Annotated in this window: 17 protein-coding genes and 1 pseudogene; 9 read left to right on the plus strand and 9 right to left on the minus strand. The window is 43.6% G+C overall.

Features of this window, described 5'->3' with window-relative positions:
- The first annotated feature begins 154 nt into the window (after positions 1 to 154).
- Entirely contained in the window at positions 155 to 700 is a 546-nt protein-coding gene (locus tag C1H71_RS09920) for a cupin domain-containing protein (RefSeq protein ID WP_130106417.1), read from the plus strand.
- On the opposite strand, the gene thrH is transcribed toward C1H71_RS09920, so the two are convergent.
- The 3 genes from thrH to C1H71_RS09935 all read right to left on the minus strand — a co-directional run bounded on the left by thrH (position 697) and on the right by C1H71_RS09935 (position 2818).
- Positions 697 to 1320, minus strand: coding sequence for a bifunctional phosphoserine phosphatase/homoserine phosphotransferase ThrH (gene thrH, locus C1H71_RS09925; protein WP_130106418.1), 624 nt, complete (start codon positions 1318 to 1320; stop codon positions 697 to 699). The genes C1H71_RS09920 and thrH overlap by 4 nt on opposite strands.
- 80 nt (positions 1321 to 1400) lie before the next feature.
- Complete coding sequence (locus tag C1H71_RS09930) at positions 1401 to 2018, minus strand: LysE family translocator (RefSeq protein WP_130106419.1); 618 nt, start codon at positions 2016 to 2018, stop codon at positions 1401 to 1403.
- Positions 2019 to 2056: 38 nt separating this feature from the next.
- Entirely contained in the window at positions 2057 to 2818 is a 762-nt protein-coding gene (locus C1H71_RS09935; RefSeq protein ID WP_223146033.1) for a 2OG-Fe dioxygenase family protein, read from the minus strand.
- A gap of 140 nt (positions 2819 to 2958) precedes the next feature.
- Between C1H71_RS09935 and C1H71_RS09940 the strand changes: the two genes are divergently transcribed.
- Positions 2959 to 3891, plus strand: coding sequence for a LysR substrate-binding domain-containing protein (locus tag C1H71_RS09940; RefSeq protein ID WP_130106420.1), 933 nt, complete (start codon positions 2959 to 2961; stop codon positions 3889 to 3891).
- A gap of 25 nt (positions 3892 to 3916) precedes the next feature.
- Here the strand turns inward: C1H71_RS09940 and arcC are convergent, their stop codons facing one another.
- The 4 genes from arcC to arcD all read right to left on the minus strand — a co-directional run bounded on the left by arcC (position 3917) and on the right by arcD (position 9477).
- Positions 3917 to 4852, minus strand: a complete 936-nt coding sequence (arcC, locus tag C1H71_RS09945) for a carbamate kinase (protein WP_130106421.1) — start codon at positions 4850 to 4852, stop codon at positions 3917 to 3919.
- Between the two features lie 586 nt (positions 4853 to 5438).
- Positions 5439 to 6449 carry an ornithine carbamoyltransferase gene (locus tag C1H71_RS09950; protein WP_130106422.1) on the minus strand — a complete coding sequence of 337 codons (1011 nt, stop codon included), beginning with the start codon at positions 6447 to 6449 and terminating at the stop codon, positions 5439 to 5441.
- A 330-nt stretch (positions 6450 to 6779) separates the two neighbouring features.
- Positions 6780 to 8036: an arginine deiminase gene (gene arcA / locus C1H71_RS09955; protein ID WP_130106423.1), complete on the minus strand. Its 1257-nt coding sequence runs from the start codon at positions 8034 to 8036 to the stop codon at positions 6780 to 6782.
- Between the two features lie 13 nt (positions 8037 to 8049).
- Entirely contained in the window at positions 8050 to 9477 is a 1428-nt protein-coding gene (gene arcD, locus C1H71_RS09960; protein ID WP_130106424.1) for an arginine-ornithine antiporter, read from the minus strand.
- 1320 nt (positions 9478 to 10797) lie between these two features.
- On the opposite strand from arcD, the gene C1H71_RS09965 reads away from it, so the two are divergent.
- From C1H71_RS09965 to vioE, 5 genes are read left to right on the plus strand one after another with little or no spacing between them, the layout of a single operon-like run.
- Positions 10798 to 12087 carry a flavin monoamine oxidase family protein gene (locus C1H71_RS09965; RefSeq protein ID WP_130106425.1) on the plus strand — a complete coding sequence of 430 codons (1290 nt, stop codon included), beginning with the start codon at positions 10798 to 10800 and terminating at the stop codon, positions 12085 to 12087.
- A gap of 47 nt (positions 12088 to 12134) precedes the next feature.
- The gene (gene vioB, locus C1H71_RS09970; RefSeq protein ID WP_130106426.1) at positions 12135 to 15161 is read left to right on the plus strand and encodes an iminophenyl-pyruvate dimer synthase VioB; all 3027 of its coding nucleotides are present in this window, start codon (positions 12135 to 12137) and stop codon (positions 15159 to 15161) included.
- 3 nt (positions 15162 to 15164) lie between these two features.
- On the plus strand, positions 15165 to 16454 hold the full coding sequence (locus C1H71_RS09975) for an FAD-dependent oxidoreductase (RefSeq protein ID WP_130106427.1): 1290 nt from the start codon (positions 15165 to 15167) through the stop codon (positions 16452 to 16454).
- On the plus strand, positions 16454 to 17542 hold the full coding sequence (locus C1H71_RS09980) for a tryptophan hydroxylase (RefSeq protein WP_262488427.1): 1089 nt from the start codon (positions 16454 to 16456) through the stop codon (positions 17540 to 17542). The genes C1H71_RS09975 and C1H71_RS09980 overlap by 1 nt, the downstream gene beginning before the upstream one ends.
- A gap of 42 nt (positions 17543 to 17584) precedes the next feature.
- Complete coding sequence (gene vioE, locus C1H71_RS09985; RefSeq protein WP_130106428.1) at positions 17585 to 18166, plus strand: violacein biosynthesis enzyme VioE; 582 nt, start codon at positions 17585 to 17587, stop codon at positions 18164 to 18166.
- Between the two features lie 124 nt (positions 18167 to 18290).
- On the opposite strand, the gene C1H71_RS09990 is transcribed toward vioE, so the two are convergent.
- Together C1H71_RS09990 and C1H71_RS09995 are read right to left on the minus strand one after the other, a co-directional pair.
- The gene (locus C1H71_RS09990) at positions 18291 to 19601 is read right to left on the minus strand and encodes an MATE family efflux transporter (protein WP_223146034.1); all 1311 of its coding nucleotides are present in this window, start codon (positions 19599 to 19601) and stop codon (positions 18291 to 18293) included.
- A 359-nt stretch (positions 19602 to 19960) separates the two neighbouring features.
- Positions 19961 to 20191: pseudogene (locus C1H71_RS09995) on the minus strand (hypothetical protein); the annotation flags it as partial.
- A gap of 373 nt (positions 20192 to 20564) precedes the next feature.
- Here C1H71_RS09995 and C1H71_RS10000 point away from each other — a divergent pair.
- Both C1H71_RS10000 and C1H71_RS10005 read left to right on the plus strand, forming a co-directional pair.
- Entirely contained in the window at positions 20565 to 20948 is a 384-nt protein-coding gene (locus C1H71_RS10000) for a DUF6394 family protein (protein ID WP_130106430.1), read from the plus strand.
- Between the two features lie 10 nt (positions 20949 to 20958).
- The gene (locus tag C1H71_RS10005) at positions 20959 to 22659 is read left to right on the plus strand and encodes a potassium channel family protein (protein ID WP_130106431.1); all 1701 of its coding nucleotides are present in this window, start codon (positions 20959 to 20961) and stop codon (positions 22657 to 22659) included.
- Positions 22660 to 22768 lie beyond the last annotated feature (109 nt).

The raw sequence follows: 22768 nt of genomic DNA on the forward strand, positions 1-22768 counted from the left end.
GACTAGCCTGTTAAATATATTTGACAAGGTGTGGCTTTGTGCTTGGGCTAAGTAAATTCCTGTAGCGCAAAAAAATGCAGCACTGGCTCGCTGGCTTATTCTTCTTGCATGACATAGTTTAAGTGGGTGTTGATTATTTTGAACGGAGCTGGCTATGGACGTTGGCGCAAGGCTAAAACGGGTGCGACAGCGCTTTGGCTTATCGCAGCGGGAGTTGGCGAAAAGGGCTGGCGTAACCAATGCCACCGTTTCATTAATTGAGCAAAATCGGGTTAGCCCTTCGATTAGCTCATTAAAAAAACTGCTGGAAGGGTTTCCGATGTCTTTGGCGGAGTTCTTTACCTTTGAGCAAGATAGTATTGCGCCCAGCTATATCTTCCCCGCAGGCGAGCAACCCAATTTGGGCAATGCCGCTTTGCAAATGCACTTGGTTGGGTCTGGGTTTCAGGATAGGCATATCGGTTTATTGCGGGAGCAATACCAGCCGGGGGCAGATACCGGTAGTGAAATGCTGCAGCACGAGGGGCAGGAGTGCGGTGTGTTGGTGAGAGGGTATATGGAGCTGACTATCGCAGGGCAGGTGCATCATTTGCAGGCGGGGGATGGTTATTATTTTCCAAGCAATTTGCCGCATCGTTTTCGGAATATCGGCGATGGCGCTGCCGAAGTAATTAGCGCCAATACGCCGAGTTCTTTTTAATTTACCGAGCTTAATACAGCATCAGGCTCAAGGATGATGTCATTTAAAATCTCTTGATAACTGAGTGCTACACGTATGTCAGGCGCGGCTTGTCTTGTTTCTGCGGAAGGGCAAAATAAATAGCTATGTGTGGCTTTGCGCAGCATGCTGATATCGTTAAAGGCATCGCCTACGGCCAAGGTGCGAGCACCCATTGCTGCAAATTCTTCGATCACTTCATGCTTACCATGAGTGCGGCTATAGCTGGCGAAGCGAATTTGCCCGTTCGGTTTGCAAACAAAGCGATGGCAGCGTAGCTCTGGCTGACCCAGCATCTTCCACAGCGGCATGAGCATTTCTTGAAAAGCATCAGAAACCAGTACAATGCGGTAGTGTTTTTGTAGCTGATTGATAAAATCAATTGCGCCAGGCAAGGGTGCAAGTTTGGCTATCATATGTTCAATATCGGCAAGGCCTAGGTGGTTTTCATTCAAAATGCAGATGCGTTTTGAAACCAACTGCACATAATCGGGCTCTTCGCGCGTGGTAATAGCCAGCGATTGAATTCCAGTATATTGGGCAATATGTGGCCACATTTCTGGAATCAATACGCCTTCCATATCGATGCATGCAATTTTCATTTGTTTAGCCTTTGGGGATAAAAGTGTGGATGTGTAAAGCTGGAAGACGCACTCCGCCACCGCAGAGCGCACCCTTTGGCTTAATGTGTGAGTGGTGCAAAGGCAAGCGATACACCTAACCCAAGCAGGGCGCTACCAATGATTTTATTGAGCACACTTTGCCCATTAATCATGGCGGATCTTAAAGTTTGGTGAGAGAAAAACAGCGCTACGAGTGAAAACCAAACACCGTGCGCTAAAGACATAAATAAGCCATAGCCAATTTGCTGGGTCAGCGGAGTGCTTGGGTTAACAACTTGGGTGTAGGTGCTTACTACAAAAAGCGTGGTTTTAGGGTTGAGTACATTGGTTAGAAAGCCATTTCTTAGCGCAGAAAAAGGGCTTAAACCTGCATCAGCGCTTAAATCTATATCGAGCTTACTTTTGCTGGTAAAGGTTTTGTAGCCGATATAAATCAAGTAAATCGCACCTGCTATTTTGATCACGGTAAACAGTGCTGGTGATTGTGAAATGATCAGCCCTACACCCAACATGGTGTACATCACATGGATTTGTACGCCCAAGGCAATGCCTAGTGCGGCCAATAAACCTGCTTTGCGGCCGTAGAGATAGCTATTGCGGGTGACCATTGCGAAATCAGCGCCGGGACTGATAACGGCTAGAATGGTGATGAGGGCGACGGCAAAAATTTCGTTCATTGGATTTATCCTTTAAATCAATCGGCAGTCGTTGGGGATTACGTTTTGCGGCGGAAGGTAATGACAAGCACATCTCGTGAAGCCAGCCGGTCACTATCGAGCTGCATGATGGGCGTTACGCCATGGAACACTTGCTCATCATTGACCAGTGCCATATCCAGTGGGTTGGTTAAAACAAACTGATCTAAGCGGTTTTTGTTGAGGTCATAAATAGTGGTTGCGCCATTCACCATATTGGAGCGCTGCACCATCAGCATCATCACAAAATTAACGCCATCTCTATGCACGCCTTCTGGTGTGGGCAGGCCTGCTTGCTTTGTATTGGCTTCAATGCGAAATTGGTGTGCTTCAATATGCCAAGCATGCTCTGGCATCAGTTGACTAAAAATATCGCAAGCCAAGGTAAGCAAGTTATTCATGCTATGGCTTTGCATCACCGCATCGCTAATCGGTGCATAGTGGCGAGCAATACCGCCATTTAAATTGTTGTAAGTTAAGCTTTGGTAATGCGGTTGATGTGCTTCTTTTTGCCATAGGCGGCTGGCGGCTGGGGCGCTCAGTGTGGCGTGCTTACGTTTACGATAGCTGCCTTGGTCGGCCATATAGGTGTCAAGAGCCAGATCAGACCAGCTATTTTGAAAGGCTTTCCAGTCTTGCAGTGCGGTAGCTTGCTGTTGTTGCAATATTGATCTGACCTGCTCTGCAGGAATAAAACAGAAGTTTTTTTGAGTCATTTGCTTACGAACTTGCGCTAGATCTGAAGACGCTTGCTTGTTATTACGGTAAGGGGTTTGCAGCATTTAAAAACCTATTTTTCATTTTTTGATTTGTTGATGGAAGTTGTGCGTCAGCTATTGCATGGCTTGTTGCTATTTTGTCTATCTTGCTCGTTCAGTAAAATCGATTTATGCTCAATAAAATCAATGAGAAAAAGTCAACGATGAGTATTCGAATTCCTTCACTCAATGCTTTACGGGTATTTGAGGCGGCAGCACGGCATCTCAGCCTGATTCGCGCTTCAGAAGAATTGTTTGTTACGCAGGGAGCCGTAAGCCGCCAGATTAAGCAGCTAGAAGAAAGCTTGGATGTGTTGCTATTTGAGCGCCGGAATCGGGCCATTTTTCTGACCAGAGAGGGCGAGCTACTAAAAAACACGTGCCAAGAGATGCTGGCGCAATTGGCGCTTACATTGCAAAAACTCAAGGGAAACCCTTACGATAGGCCCTTGGTTGTATCGTGTGAGCCAACAATTGCCATGCGCTGGCTTATTCCTCGCTTAAGCGATTTTCATAGCCGCTATCCGGCGATTCAGTTGCATTTATTTACAGCAGGAGGCGTGGTTGATTTTCAAGGCGGGCATATTGATCTAGCGATCAGGCGCAATGATTTCAACTGGGGGAAAGATTGCTATTCAGAAGAAATAGGGCAGGAAAAAGTAGGGCCGGTGTGTGTGCCAGAGCAGTTGCAAGATGGGGGCATAAACCTTGAACAGAGCAGTCTTTTGCATACTCGTACCCGAGCAAATGCTTGGGCCCGTTGGGGGGAGGAGGCGCAGCAGGCGGTCACGAGCCGCCAAAACTCATATTTTGAGCATTTTTATTTAAGCTTGCAGGCGGCGACTGCAGGCTTAGGCGTCGCGATTGCTTCGGCCTATATGATAGAAGAAGAGCTAATAAATGGCCGCCTAGTGGCTCCATTTGGCTTTGTGCCGGATGGTTCTCGTTATTTTGTTTTGTCCGCAGAGCCGTTTGCTCAAGATGAGCGGCGCTTAGTGTTTTTGGATTGGATTAGGCAAGAGTTTCAAAAATCGGATGAGGCATTGGGGAGCTTGCTTGTGCCTACCCAGCTATGCCCTCATAGCACTTTGGCATAGCTTGTAGACGCTTGCAGGAAAAGCATTAGTCTAAACGATAGCTCAGCCCTAGTGCCTGCGTTGAAACGCGTGTACCTGCCTTGCCTTGCACAATCGCTTCAATATCATTAAGCGAACCAATCACCGCTACTTTGCCGGTGTTGCTGGCAAATTCGCAGGCTGCTTGTACTTTGGGGCCCATCGAGCCTGCGGCAAAACCGAGGCGTTCTAATTCATCGGGATGGGCGCTGGCAATGGCTTTTTGGGTGGACTTGCCATAGTTGATATAGGTAGCGCTGACATCGGTGGCAATCACCAGCAAATCGGCGTTTAGCTCTTCGGCCAGCAGGGCAGAGCAGAGGTCTTTATCAATCACGGCTTCAATGCCGTGCAATTTCCCTTCTTTATCGTAGCAAGTTGGAATCCCGCCGCCGCCAGCGCAAATCACGATGGTGCCATGTTCTAGCAGCCATTTTACTGGGCGAATTTCAAAAATACGTTTTGGCCTAGGGCTAGCCACCACACGGCGGAATTTATCGCCATCGGGGGCAATAGACCAGCCTTTTTCGGTAGCCAGCCTATCGGCGTCTTCTTTGCTATAAACCGGGCCGATGGGTTTGGTTGGGTTGTTAAAAGCAGGATCGGCTGCGTCGACTTCTACTTGGGTCAGAATGGTGGCAAGCGGGGTTTCGACGGGTAGCAGATTGCCTAGCTCCTGCTCAATCATATAGCCGATCATGCCCTCGGTTTCGGCGCCTAAAACATCCAGGGGATAGGGGCTGACCTGGCTGTAGGCGGCGTTTTGTAGGGCCAACAAACCCACTTGTGGGCCATTGCCGTGGGCGATGACGAGCTCATTTTTTGGGGCAACGCGGGCGATTTGTTTGACGGCGATGATGACGTTTTCACGTTGATTATCTGCACTCATGGCTTCGCCACGGCGAAGCAGAGCATTGCCGCCTAGGGCGATGACGATACGCATAATGAATCCTTTATGGTGGTTTACATCGCAATTTTTAGTGCCTTTGGCACCTTGGTTTTTGAGTAACTGTTACTGCTATACGTCTGCAAGCATTGAATCATCGTAGGGCGGGTGAAACTTGCCGTTTTTGTAGCGTTTCATGCCAATGTCTGGCGGGGCTTTCTCGTAAGCGCTAGCAAATACAAAAAGATCTTTTTAGTGCCTTCGGCACGTTGGTTTAGGTGCGGGATTCCCCCGCGTGGGACTCACTTTCTTGAACGGCCAGAAATCATAGTACGCAAAGAGGCCGCCCCGGCCAGCACGAAGGCCCCTCACTGCGGACAATCGAGGTGGCGTCAATTCAACTCGCTTCGCTCAAACACGAATTGACGACTGCCCCACCCCGCTTGTTCCTCGTTTCGACGTACTTCAAGGGGAGATTTAAGCCCCGTGCCATGCGCGGCGAAAAAAATCCAGATTGCTGAGTTTGAACACGCTCAAGACCCAAGGAAAACAGGCTTACTTCAAACCCGCATTCCTCCGTGAAACTCCGTGTTCTCTGGGACCGAAGTGGTTCAAGACTTGGGTTCTGTCAGTGCCGCCAAGGTTAAATATCCCCCAAGGTTGAAACCAGAATGGCTTTAATGGTGTGCATGCGGTTTTCTGCTTGCTCGAAGGCGATGTTGGCTGGGGATTCAAACACTTCCTCGGTGACTTCAACGCCATTAGCTAAAAATGGGTATTGCTCGGCAATTTGTTTGCCCATTTTGGTGTCGCTATTGTGAAAAGCAGGTAGGCAGTGCATAAATTTTGTGCGTGGGTTGCCGGAGGCTTTCATCATTGCGCTGTTAACTTGGTAGGGCAGTAATTGTTTGATTCGCTCGGCCCATGCTTCTACTGGCTCGCCCATCGATACCCAGACATCGGTATGGATAAAATCGACACCTTTTACGGCTTCCAGCGGGTCTTCGGTCAGCATGATGCGTGCGCCGGTTTCAGTGGCAAATTTACGGCATTGCGCAACAAAGTCTTCGTGTGGCCACAGTGCTTTAGGAGCGGCAACGCGGACATCCATGCCTAGTTTTGCGCCAATTAAGAGCAGCGAATTACCCATATTATTGCGGGCGTCACCCAGATAGGCGTAGCTGATATCGTGCAGCGGCTTGTCGCTGTGCTCGCGCATAGTTAGCACGTCGGCCAGCATTTGGGTGGGGTGGTATTCGTCGGTTAAGCCGTTAAATACCGGCACGTCGGCAAAGGCGGCTAGCTCTTCAACAATTTCTTGGCTGTAGCCACGATATTCAATGGCATCGTACAGCCGGCCCAGTACGCGGGCGGTGTCTTTCATGCTTTCTTTATGACCAATCTGCGATGAACTTGGGTCGATATAGGTGACGTTTGCGCCTTGATCGTAAGCGGCTACTTCAAAGGAGCAGCGGGTGCGGGTGGAGGTTTTTTCAAAAATGAGCGCAATATTTTTGCGTTTTAGATGCTGCTGCTCGGTGCCGGTGTATTTAGCGCGTTTTAGATCCCGAGATAAATCCAGCAGATAACGTAGCTCACGGGGGGTGTGATGCATCAGGCTAAGCAGATTACGATTATGCATATTGAAGGACATGATTTTCTCCAGACAAACGAAAGAAATACAAAAAGAACCAAGCGGCATCAGGGGGCCGCTGATTTCCTATGAGCAAAGCAAAAAAGATCGTTTAAGTGCCTTCGGCACGTTGGTTTAGGTGCGGGACTCCCCCGCGAAGTGGTTGATTTCTGCTTCGCCAAGAAAGTAAGCAAAGCGACAACAGCATAAGCACGAAAGCCCCTCAGCTGCGGATAATCGGGTCGGTGGCGGGCGGGATTGGCTGGATACTCCTTCCCAAGCGATCCCCCTCCCCGCTTGTTCCCCGTGCCCTCCGTGGTTCAAGATTTGGGTTTTACAAACGCCCAACAATCAGTAATCAACCGGATCGCGAATAATTGGGCAGGTCATGCAGTGGCCACCGCCACGGCCACGGCCTAGTTCGGCGGAGCTGATGGTGATGACTTCTACGCCAGCTTTACGTAGCAGGGTGTTGGTGTGGATATTGCGGTCGTAAGCTAAAACCACACCGGGTTGCAGGGCGACTACGTTGTTGCCGTCGTCCCATTGCTCGCGTTCGGCTTCAAAAGAATTGCCACCGGTTTGCACTACGCGCAGCGCAGGTAATTTGAGTGCTTCAGCCACCACATCTAAAAATGGTTTGCTTTCGCGGCGTAGATCAATGCCATTCGCTTTGCTTTCATCAGGGCGCAGGCTGAAGGCGACGATTTGTTTGACCACTTCAGGGAAGATGGTGACTAAATCGCGGTCGCAAAAGCTGAATACGGTGTCTAAATGCATGGCAGAGCGGGATTTTGGCAGGGCGGCCACGATCACTCGTTCGACGGCTCCGGCTTTAAATAAGGACATTGCAACTTGGCCAATGGCTTGATGCGAGGTGCGCTCGCCCATACCAATTAAGACGACGCCATTGCCAATCGGCATCACATCGCCGCCTTCTAGTGTGGCGCTGCCATGGTCGACATCGGGGTCTCCCCACCAAACTTTGACATCGGCTGCGGCAAAATCAGGGTGGAATTTATAAATAGCAGTGACGAGCAGGGTCTCTTGTCGTCGTGCTGGCCAATACATGGGGTTGAGCGTGACGCCGCCATAAATCCAGCAGGTGGTATCACGGGTAAATTGGGTATTAGGTAGCGGCGGCAAGATAAAGCTGGCATTGCCAAAGTTTTCACGAAAGATGCTAAGCACTTCTGATGGCGTGTCTATTGGCAAATCGGGGGCAACTACACCGCCCATTAGAAACTCTGCTAGATGGCGTGGTTCTAGAGACTCTAGCCAGCTACGTACTTCTTCCAGCAAACCAATGCCTACCAAATCTGCGGTGATCTTGCGATCGAGTATCCATTTTTTAGCTTCGGGATTAGCCACGGTGGTGGTGAGTAGATTGTGCATCTCAATCACATCCACACCGCGTTCACGCATTTTGGAAACAAAATCAAAGTGATCGCGTTTGGCTTGGCTTACCCACAGCACATCATCAAACAATAAAGAATCGCAGTTATTGGGGGTGAGCCGCATATGCGCTAGCCCCGGTGAGCAAACCATCACCCGCCTTAGCATGCCTACTTCAGAGTGAACGCCCAGTTGTAGATTTTCGGTACTCATCACATAGCTCCTATTAAAGCTTTAGAAAACCGGTGTAAAGGCCGTAACTCGCCGCAATGGCCCCAATTACAGCGGCTGCAAAGATAAATTTTTCAATGGTGGTAAAAACAATCTGGCCGCATTCTTTACGCGCCTTGGTATAAAGAATGGCGCCTGGCGCATACAGCAGGGCAGATAACAGTAAGAATTGCACCCCAGCCGCGTAAATCAGCCACATGCTGTAGAGCGTAGCCACCACTGAAATAATTAAGTCTTTATTGCGATTGCCACCATGCTCTGCATAGCCGTCGCCCTTATAAGCCACCATCACGCCGTAAGCGGTAGATAAAAAGTAAGGTACTAAAATCATTGAGGTCGCGAGTAGCAGCAGGCTGGTATAGGTGCTGGCTGCAAATAGAGTAATGATGAGAAAAACTTGCACGCCGCCGTTAGATAACCAAAGTGCATTGGCCGGCACGCCATTGGCGTTTTCTTTGTGCAAAAAACGCGGCATGGTCTGATCACGGGAGGCGGAGAACAAAATCTCGGCACAGAGCAAGGTCCATGAAAGCAAGGCACCCAGTAGCGAAATCACCAGCCCAATCGAGATAAAGATTGCGCCCCAGTGGCCAACAACATGCTCAAGCACATAGGCCATTGACGGGTTCTTTAAGCCAGCTAGCTCAGGTTGGCTCATTACCCCAAGGGATAAGACATTCACAAGCACTAGCAATAATAATGTGCTGAGAAAACCAATCACGGTTGCGCGGCCCACATCGGCACGCTTTTCAGCTCGGGCGGAATAAACACTTGCGCCCTCGATACCGATAAACACCCAAACGGTGACCAGCATCATATTGCGCACCTGATCCATCACGCTGCCTAGCTTAAGATTGCCCTTGCCCCAAAAATCGGTGGTGAATACATCTAGCTTGAAAGCTACGGCGGCCAGAATGATAAACATCACCAGCGGCACAATCTTGGCTACGGTGGTGACTTGATTAATAAACGCCGCTTCTTTAACGCCGCGTAATATTAAAAAGTGTACTGCCCAAAGCAAGATAGAAGCGCCAATAATGGCGGGGATGGTATTGCCATCGCCAAATATGGGGAAGAAATAACCCAGCGTGCCAAATAGCAAAACAAAGTAGCTGACATTGCCTAGAAAAGCGCTGATCCAATAACCCCAAGCCGATGAAAACCCCATGTAATTACCAAAGCCTGCTTTGGCATAGGCATAAACACCGGAATCTAATTCAGGTTTTTGGTTGGCGAGGGTCTGAAACACAAACGCCAGCATCAGCATCCCCACCGCCGTGATCGCCCAACCAATTAGCGTGGCTCCTGCACCGGCGCTTTGCGCCATATTCTGTGGCAAGGAGAAAATACCCCCACCAATCATTGATCCGACCACCATCGCAATGAGCGCGGTTAGTTTTAGCTTATGGGACGATTGCGTCATGATAAAGCACCTCGGTGCGTAGTGAGATAAACGCTACTCGTGCCGAACTTTAGCTCGAGATTGTAAGAAATTGAACCGATGTTATTACGGCATACTCGCCAAAATGTAAGCTTATTTTGTGAGCCTTGCATGAGTCACAGCAGAAGATGTGCGTAGTCTGTTCTTTTGCGACTACGTTGTTTTTGATGAAAAACAAAATTGTTATTCTTTGTTGAATTTAGCTGTCTTTAAGAAAAACAAAGATTTTATCAATCATTACCTAAGCTTTTTTGTTAAATTAAATCATATTATTTATCAAGTTTTTTTGGCTCATTTAAATGTATTTGGCATAAATTTACCGTAAAATAACTTATAAATAAGCATTTATTGGGTGTTTTTCTGCGATGTTTTGGTGAGCTCATTGTATGGAAAATTGAAAATGAGCTGAAGCAGTACAGGACTGTAATTACTATGGCTACCTATTGTTGATAATTAACAATGGACAAGTAAATAAAAAATGGGCTTGGATAGGCATTCACAAATTTTTGTAGTTTATGAATTGGCGGTACGTTATTGTCATTTTTATTAAAGAGTTCATGCTTGCTAGTTACACGAGGTTATTTTTTATTTCACAAAGATTACTTACAAGTATCATGGTCATTTCGCCGATGTTTTTCATGGGTTTTTGTAAGCAATTGGGTGCATGAGGGGAGGGGTAGGGTGAGGTGTACTGCTGATCAATGAGTAGACATTTTTCAGCTTGCTTTGAAAAAACTGTGGGTTAAATGAAAATAATCAAGCAAGTCACTTTGCTTTCTAAAAACACTGTAAATGGAGCTGTAGATCGCTCAAGAGCTTAGTAGAGGCTGTTGGCTTATTTCTTGAGCAGTTTGTGCAACTTACAAACATACGCTTACATTTATTTTCAAAATACTTTCAACAGTATTTTGTTAAATTTCTACTTATTTACAACAACATCTATGCTTATGTTTACAATCTCTGCATAGTTGAACTACATTCACACAATATTATTTAATACTAAAGCAATAAACCTGAAGTTTTGTCCTGATCTTATCTATTTACACAAAGATGCAAAGTTAAATGAAGTAGCCTCCTCGATTGGGTAAATATAGCTGGCACAATTTTCCCGCTAAGTGGTGTTACTACATCTGATGTTATTGCAATTTTTTTGCCGAAATAAGAATGATTTAGATCATTACAGCTTGTTATCAATTACGTTATTTTAATTCATATAAATATTTTTTGTAGCTTAGCTCTGAGTGTTTTAATTAATTGCTAAAAAATAAATATTAATTTAGATTTATATTGAGGTATTTGACTGTGTTAAACAACAAAGTAATCTCTATAGTAGGCGCTGGGGTCACAGGACTAAGCTGCGCATTAAAATTAGCCGGCTCAGAAATAACTAAAGGCTATACGATTCGTATTTTTGAGAATGGGGATAAAACAGGTGGCCGAGCGCATTCAATTAAAGTGGATGATTTCAGCATAGACTTAGGGGCAGGGCGGTTTTCACCCGCTTTGCATCCAAATGTTTCCAAGCTTGTTAGTGAGTTAGCAGAGAATATAGAGGTTTTTCCTTTTACAAAAATTGCACACCCACACCCACAACATACGGGGTTGAAAGAAGTATTGGCACAATTAAAGCCAAAAATCTTCAATAGCGATAATGAATCATTTTTTCAATTTTTATGTAACTATGTAGGGAGTGAAAAATCTCATGCCATTATTAATGGCTTAGGCTATGATTCCTTATTTTTGCCACAAATTTCACCAAAAATTGGCTACGATATTATTGAAAAACACCCGGAAATTCAGTGCTTTTCGGATAATTCATCTTATGAATGGTTTAATTTAGTCGATGGTTTTTCCGTATTAGTTAAAAGCCTATATGAAAGAGCGGCTGTACTAGGTGTTGAATTCTATTTTGAACATAAATTAGTCAATCTGCAAACAAAATCAAATAGTACTTTGCTTGAGTTCTCTGGCTCTGAGCAGCAAGAGATATGGCATAACAGTACATACACCATACTGGCACTTCCACCAACAGCAATGTCATCACTCAATATCGATTTTCCAGATAGCTGGAGCGATTATACTTATGGATCTATCCCTCTATTCAAAGGGTTTATATTTTTTGATCACCCTTGGTGGCAAGATTACAATTTAGAAAATAAAGTAACTATTGTCGATAACCCATTAAGGAAATTATATTTTAAAAGTGATAAATATATCTTCTTTTATACCGACAGTGCTTATGCTGATTTTTGGCAAGAAGAAACAAAAAAAAGTGAAAATGAGTATATAAATACAGTCATGAACTTAATCAGTGTAGCCTTAAATATTTCAATTAAAGAAATACCTTGGCCAGTAAGTCATAAATTTAAGTATTGGCCGAATGGCGTAGAGTTTGCTTTAGAAACCTCCCCCGAGCACCCTCCTATTTTATCTAAAAATAATGGCACAATTATCGCTGCTTCAGATGCATATACTTCACATTGCGGCTGGATGGAGGGGGGGATTATTGCTGGCAAAAATGCGGCAGAGCATCTATTAAAAAAATTAGAAAAATTAGCAGTAACAGAGAGAGATAAATTAATTTCTGAGTAAATACTGCACAAAACAACCTTATTAATTTTAACTGGTATGTATATTTAATGAGCATTTTGAATTTTCCACGTATTCACTTTAAAGGTGCTGCACGGCTTAATGTGCCAACGGGGAATAGAAATATTGCCGGTACTTTAGATATAGCAAATAATCGTGTGTATCAAGATGGCGCGTTGTTTGATTTAAAAAAGCACCCAAGCGAGTTTCATCAGTATCTAAAGCAATTGCCACCAAGGTTTAATTTGCAGGGTTTGCCTGATGACGAGGGTGTTTTTAATCAAGCTGCTGGGCATAATTTCTTAGGAAATAATCATTTCTCCTGGGAAAATACACAGATTACAGCGCTGCAAATACAGCCTGGTATGCTAGTGGAAAACGATTCATTGCTCGGTTGCAAGCTGGAGCTATGGGGACATTACAATGAATATTTGCGCACAACATTTAATCGGGCAAGGTGGGTAGATATTGATCCAAGCCGAGACGATACTTCGCAAATATATGCTGGGCAGCTCTGTATTAAAGAAGCAGCAGCTGCGGCTAATGCCCCCTATTTATTTTCTTCAGCGATTGATTGTGTGCATTCGGTTCGCTGCTATGGTGAGAATCATATTCAGCAAAAGCAGGCTCATTTCTTAGGGCCAGAGTTTGCTAAGACTAGGGTATTTCAATTTTCTGTAGCTAAAGATGCTGAACATTTTATTTTCAATCAATTAGATCTTAAATCTGAGTTTATTGAATACTTGCAGCAAGAGCTAAAAAGAAACGATGTATTAGGGCTGAGCATTCAGTACAGCGTTTTTAATATGTCTACTCCACAACAGCCAGATACGCCGGTATTCTATGATTTAAGTGGCAGTATTGGTTTATGGCTAAAGCAAGATATGGCCACATTTAGCAATGCTAGGGTTTTATATCCCGATAATAATCAGGGTTTTGGCCCTGTGGCGATTAAGATCCAAGGTGAGTGGGCAAGTATCAGTATGGCTTGCAGTATTCCATTTACTAGCCGTGAAGCCCAATGTACTGGGCAGCAGCTAACTCATGCTCTAGGGCCAAAGTATTCTCTGGGCACATTAGAGCTCAGAACTAAAAGTGGGGCATTATTGGCCAAAATACCTGAGTCAGTATATCTCCCATTCTGGAAAACGGCTGGAGTTTTTGATGTACCATTATTAATAAACGCCACAGATGATTCTTTAATATTGCATGGTGTTGGCAATCAATGGTTAGAATCTGATTGGCTGATTCAAGCAGAGCAAAATGTTATTTCCTTAGAAGCACCCGACAGAAAAAACAATACTTTTTTCTCTAAGGATATAAAAATATTTAGCTACTATCGTGGCAAGCCAAAAGCTAAAAAAGATATCTGTGTTTTCATTGAGAACAAAGCGATTGTTAGCACGGCTCAATTAATGGTCTCTAGCAATGAACAGGGCCAAGCCTCGCTGATGATTACGAGCAGAAAATCGGGAGTGAGTGAGGTTTTTGTTGGCGACCACAGGGGAAAGATATTGGTACGTGTACTCTCTGATGATTGGGCGCTCTTAGATACCCCTGATCATTTGGTGGATTACACTTTTCTGTATGAACAGGTCATGAGTTATTACGAGCTGATTTATCCATTTATGGCCGATAAAGTATTTAGCATGGCCGATCAGTGCAAATGCGAAACTTATGCGCGATTAATGTGGCAAATGTGTGATCCGTTGAATCGTGATAAAAGTTATTACATGCCAAGTACCAGAGAAATGTCTTATGCTAAATCGATACTTTTTCTTAAATATTTAAGAAATGTTGAAGAATCGGCCTTAAGCGATCAAAAAACAACAGCCCTAGTCAAAAATGAAAAAAATGGTGAAATTAGCAGTAAAGAAGAATTAGTTAAGGTATTAAAGCAAGCGGTGAATTTAGAATTATCCATCATGCTGCAGTACCTATATGCCGCATATTCCTTGCCAAACTATGCTGCTGGTGAGCAATTAGTGGCTAGCAAAAGATGGAACGTAGAGCAATTAGCCTTAGTTTGCGGTGGGGCAGATCGAAGACAGTATTCTGGTTGGCGTGGCACAATTTTAGAAATTGCCCATGAAGAAATGATTCATTATTTGATTGTGAATAATCTATTAATGTCTTTAGGCGAGCCATTTTTCCTAGGTACGCCCTTGTTTGGTTCAAAAGCAGCTGAAGAATTTGGCCTTGATACTGAGTTTTCTTTTGAACCGTTTTCAGAGCATGTGCTAGCAAAGTTTGTTAGGTTTGAATGGCCGCATTATTTTCCATCTACAGGAAAATCGATAGCAGATTTTTATGCCTTAATTCGCAGGGCATTTGCCAATATCCCTGATCTATTTAGTCGAGAAGTGGCTAAATCAAGCGGTGAGCATCATTTGTTTTTAAATGAGCTTACAAACAGAAAGTTCCCAGCTTATCAATTAGAAGTAAATAATCGAGAAACAGCATTATTCGCCATTGATTTTGTTACAGAGCAGGGCGAAGGGGCCGCAGCAGATTCGCCCTATTATGCCCAAAGCCATTTTAATCGATTAAGAGAAATATCCCGCACATTACTCACAAGTGAAGTGCCATTTGAGCCTGCAATCTCAGTTTTAAAAAACCCTGCATTAGACCCAACACCTGGCTGCAATACAGTATTAAACCCCGAGGCTAGGCAGCTTATGGTTTTATATAAAGGCTGCCATGAGCTGACCTTTCATATGATGATTCAACATTTTGGGCAAAAGCCTTTAGGTAGTTTGCGCCGCTCAAGAATAATGAATGCTGCAATCGATATTATGGCAGGGATATTAAGGCCTTTATCGGTACAAATTATGTCAATACCTTCAGGCGTTCCTGGCCGTAATGCTGGCCCACCTGTGCCACAGGCGATTCAATTTAGCTTGATTGCAGATCATCAGGCCGGTTGTGAGGCACTCGCAATGCAATGCCGAGCGCTTGCAAAATACGCGAGAGAAATAAAAGGGATTAAACCTGCAATAGCACAAATTGAATTACTTGAGTTTTATGATAAACAAATGATGGATCTTGCAACTGGAAAACTTTCACGGGAAGGCTGATAAATGAAGAAAATAATTATTGTGGGGGGGGGCTTAGCAGGTGGTTTGGCCGCCATTTATTTAGCTAAACGTGGGCATGATGTGCATGTTTTTGAAAAACGTGGCGATCCTTTTTTGGCGTATTCAGATTATATAGATCAAGTTAGCTCGCGGGCGATAGGCGTGAGTATGACGGTGCGTGGGATTCAAGCGGTTTTAAATGCAGGTATTCCTAAAGAAGAGTTAGATTTATGTGGGATTCCTATCACTGGCATGTCTTTTTGTATTGCTGGAAAATTTAAAACCAGAGAATTGCCCGCCATTGATTCTCTTTCGCCTCTTTCATTAAGCAGGGCGGATTTTCAGAAATTATTAAATAAATATGCAGTTATTAATAATGTTCATTATCACTATGGTCAACGATGCTTAGAAGTTAATTTAGATGATAAAACAATCACCACTAAAGATAATAATGGGCTGATTGTTGAGCATAAGGGCGATCTATTGATTGGTGCAGATGGAGCACGCTCTGCTGTGCGGCAAGCTATGCAAAATAATATCCGCAGATTTGAATATCAGCAATCATTTTTCAAACATGGATATAAAACACTCGTTATCGCAGATGCCAGCCCGCTTAATTTAAGAAAAGATTTAATCTATTTTTTTGGAATGGATTCTGGCGGTATATTTGCTGGGCGTGCAGCTACCATTCCTGATGGCAGTATTAGCTTTGCAGTTTGTTTACCTTATCAGGGGGAGATTAGTTTAAATACTAAAGACAGCGCAATTATGGGGCGCTTTTTTGATAAGTACTATGCAATGCTGCCTGAAGAAACTAGAAAAGAACTGCTATCACAGTTTATAGAAAAGCCAAGTAATGATTTGATTAATGTAAAATCTTCAGTTTTTCATTATAAGCAAAATGCATTAATTCTGGGAGATTCAGCCCATGCCACTGCGCCTTTTCTGGGGCAGGGAATGAATATGGCGTTAGAAGACGCTTATATCTTGAATGCATTATTCGAAAAGCATGAGGATGATTTTGAAAAAATTCTGCCTGAATTCACTCAGTTAAGGAAAGTTGAGGCCGATGCAATGCAAGAGATGGCCATTAATAATTATGAAGTGCTGAGTCGGTCTAACCCTATTTTCTTTATGCGCTCAAAATATACTCGTTATATGAGTAATAAATTCCCTGCCCGCTATCCTCCGGATATGGCTGAAAAGCTTTATTTCACCTCGATGGCTTATCGGGAGCTAAGAGATATTCAGCAGAAGCAAAATGTTTGGTACAAACTAGGGAGAGTCAACTAATGAAGATCTTAGTCGTCGGAGCAGGGCCTGCGGGCCTGATGTTTGCCAGTCAGTTAAAGAAAATTAAACAAAATTGGGATATCGCCATTGTAGAAAAAAATACAATGGATGAGGTTATCGGCTGGGGTGTGGTTTTACCTGGCAGGGCCCCCCAGCACCCTGCTAATCCATTAAGTTATTTAGCTAATGATCAAGAAGTTGATGCGCAATATATGAATGAATTTTGTTTTGTTCATCAAGGCGAATACGCAAAGGCAAGTACGGGTATTACTTTGTGCGGCATAGAAAGACGATCTTTAGTCGGCGCTTTAAGAGCGCTTTGCAGTGATTTACTGATTCCAATTAGCTATTCTTCGCCATTATTTGATGGAGAAGGCTTGGATACGGATGCCTACGATTTAATTGTTATTGCGAATGGAATTAATAATATATCCAATTATTTTAATGAAGCTTTAGCACCTGATGTTGAGTTCGGTAAGAATCGCTATATGTGGTATGGCACGCCAAAGATATTTGATTCGATGAACCTAATTTTTAAACAAACGGCTCATGGTGTATTTATTGCACATGCATATAAGTATTCCCGCTCGATGAGCACTTTTGTGGTTGAGTGCAGTGAGGAAACGTATCATGCTGCCGGTATTGAGTCTTTATCGGCCGCAGAAGCAAAAGTATTTATTGCCAATATCTTTAATATTGAGCTTGATCGGCAGCCGGTTGAAGCTCAGCCCGGTTTGCAATGGCGAAATTTTGTAACGCTGAGCCATGCCAAAGCGTATGAAGGCAATTTAGTGCTGATTGGTGATGCCTTGCAAACAGGCCATTTTTCTATTGGTCATGGCACGACTATGGCGGTGGTTGCTGCGCAAATGCTGGTAAAGGCACTTTATGAGCATGCAGAATTAAATAGCGCTTTAGAGGATTTTAATGAAAAGGTTATGCCGCTTATGCAATTATTTAGCGGGCATGCCCATATCAGCCGTACTTGGTTTGAAACTGCGGCAGAAAGAATGGATTTAAGCGTTGGCGAATTGGCAAAGAGTTTTGCTGAGCGTCGCGAGCAGCTCCCCCTTTGCCTGCCGCCTTAGCGCAGGCACTCGGCATGGCCTTATTGCGTAAGGAATATTAAGATGATTTCAGAGCAAATTCTACCGCCACGCTTACCTGAGCAATGGAGCAGTAGCTATATTTCTTACTGGCAGCCTATGCAAAAAGATGACCAGATTACCTCGGGTATTTGTTGGTTTGATTATGAGCAAAATCGTTGCCGGATTGATGGTTTATTTAACCCATGGTCAGAGGAAAAAACGGGCCATCGCCTCTGGATGTCAGAAATTGTGACGGCCAGTGAGGGTAAAACGAAGAAATCAAAAATTGCTTACTATCGTGAACCGGCACAGGGTGAGACAGAGTATGCAGCAGTCGTTCTTGATGATGATTTAGAAACTTGCCACGAAGTCTTATTAAGGCAGGATGTTTTATTGCAATACCAAGCCAGCTATGCAGGAAGTCAGACTTTGTTGGGCAGGGAAACAGAAGCTTGGACTTTTACTAAGCCAGGTAAAGGTCCCTCAACGTATTACTTTGTAAAAGGCACTAATCAATTGATTAGAATGGTGACGGGAGATCCTGAGGTGCATGCTTCTATTCGTGATTTTCCTAATTTTACAACGCATGCTATTGCTGATGAGGTGTTTTTAAACGGCGCTTAATTGGCATTGCATCAATTAAAAAGGCAGGGCAATCATTGCCCTGCCTTTTTAATTTAATTTCTTTAGCGGGCATCTCGTATTGATGTGGGATGCCCGATAGGGCAATAGCGTTGATTACAATAAATTAGTGCGCTCTCGTTTTTATTACTTTTGTGAGTTTCATTAAGTAACGGCTTGAAAATGTGAGGGCTATTGTTCCGCCAATCAAATCAGCAATTGGGAAAGATAACCAGATTCCTGTGCTGTGAAAGTAAAGGGGAAGGATAAAAATAAGGGGAATAAGTAGAATATAGGTTCTAGCTGCATCAAGCAGCATGGCAGGTAGTGCTTTGCCCATGCCTTGAAATAAACCACTAGACATCATGCATACCCCTGAAGCTAGAAAACCAAGAAAGCAAATCGCTGCAATCTTTTTTCCTTCAGAAATAATTTCTGGGCTTTGTGTGAAAAGTAGTAATAGCCATTCGGGATTAAAGCAAAGCAGCGCCGTAACGATTACGCCCCATATGCTGCTACAAATAAGGGCAGAAATATAAGCCTGTTGTACTCGCTTAAATTGCTGTGCACCATAATTAAATGCAGATAATGTTTGTAGTGCAATCATCATGCCAATAATGGGTAAAAATAAAAACATATAACAACGCATTAAAATACCATGTGCGCTAATCAGGGTGCTCGATTGCTCTGGGATCACCACAGATATGGAGTAAACCGATACTGCCATGATAATTGAAAAGCCACCATGAGAAAGTAAAACAGGCATGCCAAAGCTGATGATATCTAAATAAACTTTTAATTTAGAAAAAAAATATTGTGGCTTAAATTTTGCTGCGTTTTCACCTTTATTTTGCAGTTGTAATGCCATCACTAAAGCTATACTCATGGCGCAGGCCGTGGCCCAAGCTGCGCCTGCAACGCCCCACTTAAAAACGAAAATAAAAAGGGCATCAAAAATAATATTTAGAATTGATCCCGTGGCTAATACTTGCATCATTGCTTTTGGATTACCTGATGCACGAAAGCTTTCGGTGATTTGATTACTAATAAACCCAACGATAGAGAATATAAGTACCGGTACAAGATAACTATCGGCCTCTTGAATAAATTCATGGGGCACAGCCAATAATGCATAAATGGTGGGCCTAAAGATCATCAGTAAGGCAGAAATAATAATTGCGCTAGCAATGGCAAGTAAGAATGATGCAGAAAAAACGCGGGAGGCTTCTTCGTACTGTTTCGCCCCTAAATGCCTTGAGATAATTGAGGCCATGCCACTTCCTTGCATGGTACTAATTGCAAGTAAAAACATTTGTATAGGAAAAACAGCAGATACCGCACCCATTGCATGATGGCCAATGCCGCGGGATATAAATAGGCCATTTACAACAATATACATGCCATTAATGACCAAACCCACAATAGTTGGCAGTGCCATATATAGAAATTGTTGAAAAATGGGTGATTTTAGAAGAGGAGATTCACTATTTATATGGTTATCATCTATATACGCCAATTTCATTGACATGGTGGACCTTTGTTGAGTTTGTTTTAATGTTTGAGCATAAGGCATGCTTGGTGGTTATCGATTATAAAATGCCGCACAGACTATGGATGTGCCTTATTAAGATACAAATAAAGATAGTAAAATATTAGGATGTAATTGTCCTTGTTTTTAATTAAAGCGTTGTAAAAAGTGAATTGTTTTTATGTGTAGCGATAATTATGGATAGTAAGTTTATTATTCTTTTTTAATTCTTGATGTTATCGTGGCTTGGCTTTGTTGCACAAATCAATTTAAGAACGAAGCACTCCAAACCCCATACGGATTTTCGCCACCCGTACCGTTACTGGTATGCCTAGTTGCGTGCAGCGATTTAAGATCGCAACGCGTACTCGCAACTCTGCCCCCTGCCGATCAAAATCCCTAGCTATTACCCGTTAACCCAACAATTTGAAACAGCGCATCTTGGTTTCAATCAAGAGTAGCTGATGATAGTCACTCCAGTTTTTCCACTCGCTTTCGCCCTGCATCTTGATCCCCGTACTTTCGAGCAATCATTGCAGACCACCCATACTTTTTTCGGTTCAGGCATGCCTCATGCGTTCATGATGCCAGCAGTAGGGCTTAGGCGATTTGTGCAACAAAGTTGGTTTGAACTTAAAAGTGGTGAATGAATTGCTATGAAAGCATTTTCTTGTAATTTGCTTTCTTTTTTTGTGGGTTTTTATTGGGTGTGACGAGCCGGTTTTTTACTGAAGTGGTGATCGTTTCTTACTAGTTGGGGCGGGGGTGAATGAATTTCAAAAGAAGTAATTTCTTACAAAAGAAAGATATAAATTGCGCTATATATCCTATGATTTATCATGCTCTGATTAATTGCCATGGGTAGTATGAAGTATGAATATTGAGAAAGTAGTATTTGGGTTTTTTATCTTATTGGCATTTACTCTTAATTTTGGCTTTGTGCTGGGGCCAATGGATGTTGCTCACCAGCATGATGTCTTTGAATTATTTCTGGCCATTGTGGTTAGCCTTATTGCCACCGTGATTAAATTTGGCGATCGTACTCAAGTAGGGGCTTTGCATTTGGCAACCAGCTTAGTGGCCGATTTGCAATTAATTGCTGCAGCTTTAGTTTGGGGGCACGCTATGTATGTTACTCAAGTTGGGATGACACCAGAAGTGACCTCCATGGTCGTGTCATTTTCTGCCGGAGCGCTCGCTGCCAATGTAGTTTCGGTGGTCTTGCTGATCGGTGAAACTTTGCAGCACCGGCGTTAGGTTATTAGTGATGCCTAATATATTCTTTATGGTGATGCGGCGCATGCGTGCGCCGATTATTACGCTGATTCTTATATATGCCATTTCGGTTTTAGGCTTGGTGCTGATTCAAGGTTTAGATGATCAGGGCCGTCCTTATCAAATGGATTTTTTCCATGCTTTTTATTTTATTAGCTATACCGCAACCTCAATTGGCTTTGGGGAAACACCCTATCCATTTTCTTATTCGCAGCGTTTATGGGTTTTATGCTGTATTTATTTATCAGTGACCGGTTGGGCTTATAATTTAGGGTCTATTTTTACGCTCTTTAATGATCAAGCATTAAAGCGGGCAATTCAACACGCTAGATTTAAAAATAAAGTACAGCGTTTACGTGAGCCATTTTATTTGATATGTGGCTATGGGCAAACAGGGCGCTTGTTGTGTAAAGTACTAGATGATTTAAATATTCGCTTTGTTGTGGTCGAACAAAAAGAAGAGCGGGTTAATGATTTAGCCTTGGCAGATTTTCATTCAGATCCTATTTATTACGCAGGAAATGCCTCTAATCCTGAGTTACTAAAAATAGCCGGTATTCAGCACGCAATGTGCCGAGGGGTGCTGGCGATTACTGGAGATGAGAATGTTAATTTGGCCATTGCAATGGCGGCCTTTGTTTTACAGCCCAAATTAGTCTCTGTGTGTCGCTGTAAAAACAAGTCGGTTGCAGAGAATATGCAATCGTTTGGCGCAAACAAAGTAATTAATATGTTTAATGCGGTAGGTAAGCAGTTTCAAATGCTTTTGCATGCACCGCATACCTATCGCTTATGGAATGTACTTTCAGATTTTCCTGGGCAGCCCATTACTGGATTACTGCGCCCTCCTAGCGGGCATTGGGTGATAGTCGGTTATGGCCGCTTTGGAATGTCTATGCGTGCGGCTTTGCTGCAAGAGGGTGCAAGCGTAACTGTAATCGATCCTGACCCGCAGCCTGATTTATTGCCTAAAGAGTTTGTGCAAGCCCTAGGTGTGAATGCCACCGCTTTAATTGCCGCAGGTATTGAACGCGCTTCGGGTTTATTGGTTTGTCATGATCACGATATTAATAATTTATCGGCACTCGCTACAGCTAAATTGATTAACCCTAAGCTATTTGTGGTGGCAAGGCAAAATCTGCGCGATAACCATTTATTGTTTGAAGCGTTTAAGCCTGATATTACATCCATTCGCAGCGAAATTGTGGCGCATGAATGTTTACGCTCGATTGAAACGCCATTATTAGCGCAATTCTTAGACTTAATAAAAGATGAAGATGAAGCTTGGGCCAAGGCTTTGATTGATCAATTGGCTAATTTATGTGATGGTAAAGTACCAGAGATTTGGAGCATTACCTTAAACGCTAAAAACACCGCGGCGGTGTATGCATTTTTAGCCAATCCGTTGCCGTGTTTACGCTTAGGACATTGGATTAACGATCCTTTTGGTAAGGGGAAATTAAAATGCCAAGCGCTATTGCGTTTGCAAGATGAAGAAGCGCAGCTTTGGCCTGCCTTAGATACCCCGCTACGCTTTGGCGACCAATTACTCTTTGCTGGGAACCATGATGCTTATCTTGCGCATATAGCCATGCAGGAGGCGACCCATTTATTAGATTTTTCTCGCACAGGGATAATAGAGCCGCAAAGCTGGGTATTTAGAAAGTGGGCAGAGCGCAGGCAGAATAATTAAGTGATGATGGGTTACGCCAAGCATAAGCCGCTTGTCTAACCCGCTCTACAAACAATTAGGCTTAAATAGAGCATGTAGCTGGGGGTTGGGTGTAATAAAGTAGAACAAT

The sequence above is a fragment of the Iodobacter fluviatilis genome, from assembly GCF_004194535.1.
GTDB lineage: Bacteria > Pseudomonadota > Gammaproteobacteria > Burkholderiales > Chitinibacteraceae > Iodobacter > Iodobacter fluviatilis_A.

Coding starts and splice junctions, on each gene's coding strand:
- C1H71_RS09920 (WP_130106417.1), top strand. CDS start 155: ATGGACGTTGGCGCAAGGCTAAAACGGGTGCGACAGCGCTTTGGCTTA.
- thrH (WP_130106418.1), bottom strand. CDS start 1,320: ATGAAAATTGCATGCATCGATATGGAAGGCGTATTGATTCCAGAAATG.
- C1H71_RS09930 (WP_130106419.1), bottom strand. CDS start 2,018: ATGAACGAAATTTTTGCCGTCGCCCTCATCACCATTCTAGCCGTTATC.
- C1H71_RS09935 (WP_223146033.1), bottom strand. CDS start 2,818: ATGCTGCAAACCCCTTACCGTAATAACAAGCAAGCGTCTTCAGATCTA.
- C1H71_RS09940 (WP_130106420.1), top strand. CDS start 2,959: ATGAGTATTCGAATTCCTTCACTCAATGCTTTACGGGTATTTGAGGCG.
- arcC (WP_130106421.1), bottom strand. CDS start 4,852: ATGCGTATCGTCATCGCCCTAGGCGGCAATGCTCTGCTTCGCCGTGGC.
- C1H71_RS09950 (WP_130106422.1), bottom strand. CDS start 6,449: ATGTCCTTCAATATGCATAATCGTAATCTGCTTAGCCTGATGCATCAC.
- arcA (WP_130106423.1), bottom strand. CDS start 8,036: ATGAGTACCGAAAATCTACAACTGGGCGTTCACTCTGAAGTAGGCATG.
- arcD (WP_130106424.1), bottom strand. CDS start 9,477: ATGACGCAATCGTCCCATAAGCTAAAACTAACCGCGCTCATTGCGATG.
- vioB (WP_130106426.1), top strand. CDS start 12,135: ATGAGCATTTTGAATTTTCCACGTATTCACTTTAAAGGTGCTGCACGG.
- C1H71_RS09975 (WP_130106427.1), top strand. CDS start 15,165: ATGAAGAAAATAATTATTGTGGGGGGGGGCTTAGCAGGTGGTTTGGCC.
- C1H71_RS09980 (WP_262488427.1), top strand. CDS start 16,454: ATGAAGATCTTAGTCGTCGGAGCAGGGCCTGCGGGCCTGATGTTTGCC.
- vioE (WP_130106428.1), top strand. CDS start 17,585: ATGATTTCAGAGCAAATTCTACCGCCACGCTTACCTGAGCAATGGAGC.
- C1H71_RS09990 (WP_223146034.1), bottom strand. CDS start 19,601: ATGGCACTGCCAACTATTGTGGGTTTGGTCATTAATGGCATGTATATT.
- C1H71_RS10000 (WP_130106430.1), top strand. CDS start 20,565: ATGAATATTGAGAAAGTAGTATTTGGGTTTTTTATCTTATTGGCATTT.
- C1H71_RS10005 (WP_130106431.1), top strand. CDS start 20,959: ATGCCTAATATATTCTTTATGGTGATGCGGCGCATGCGTGCGCCGATT.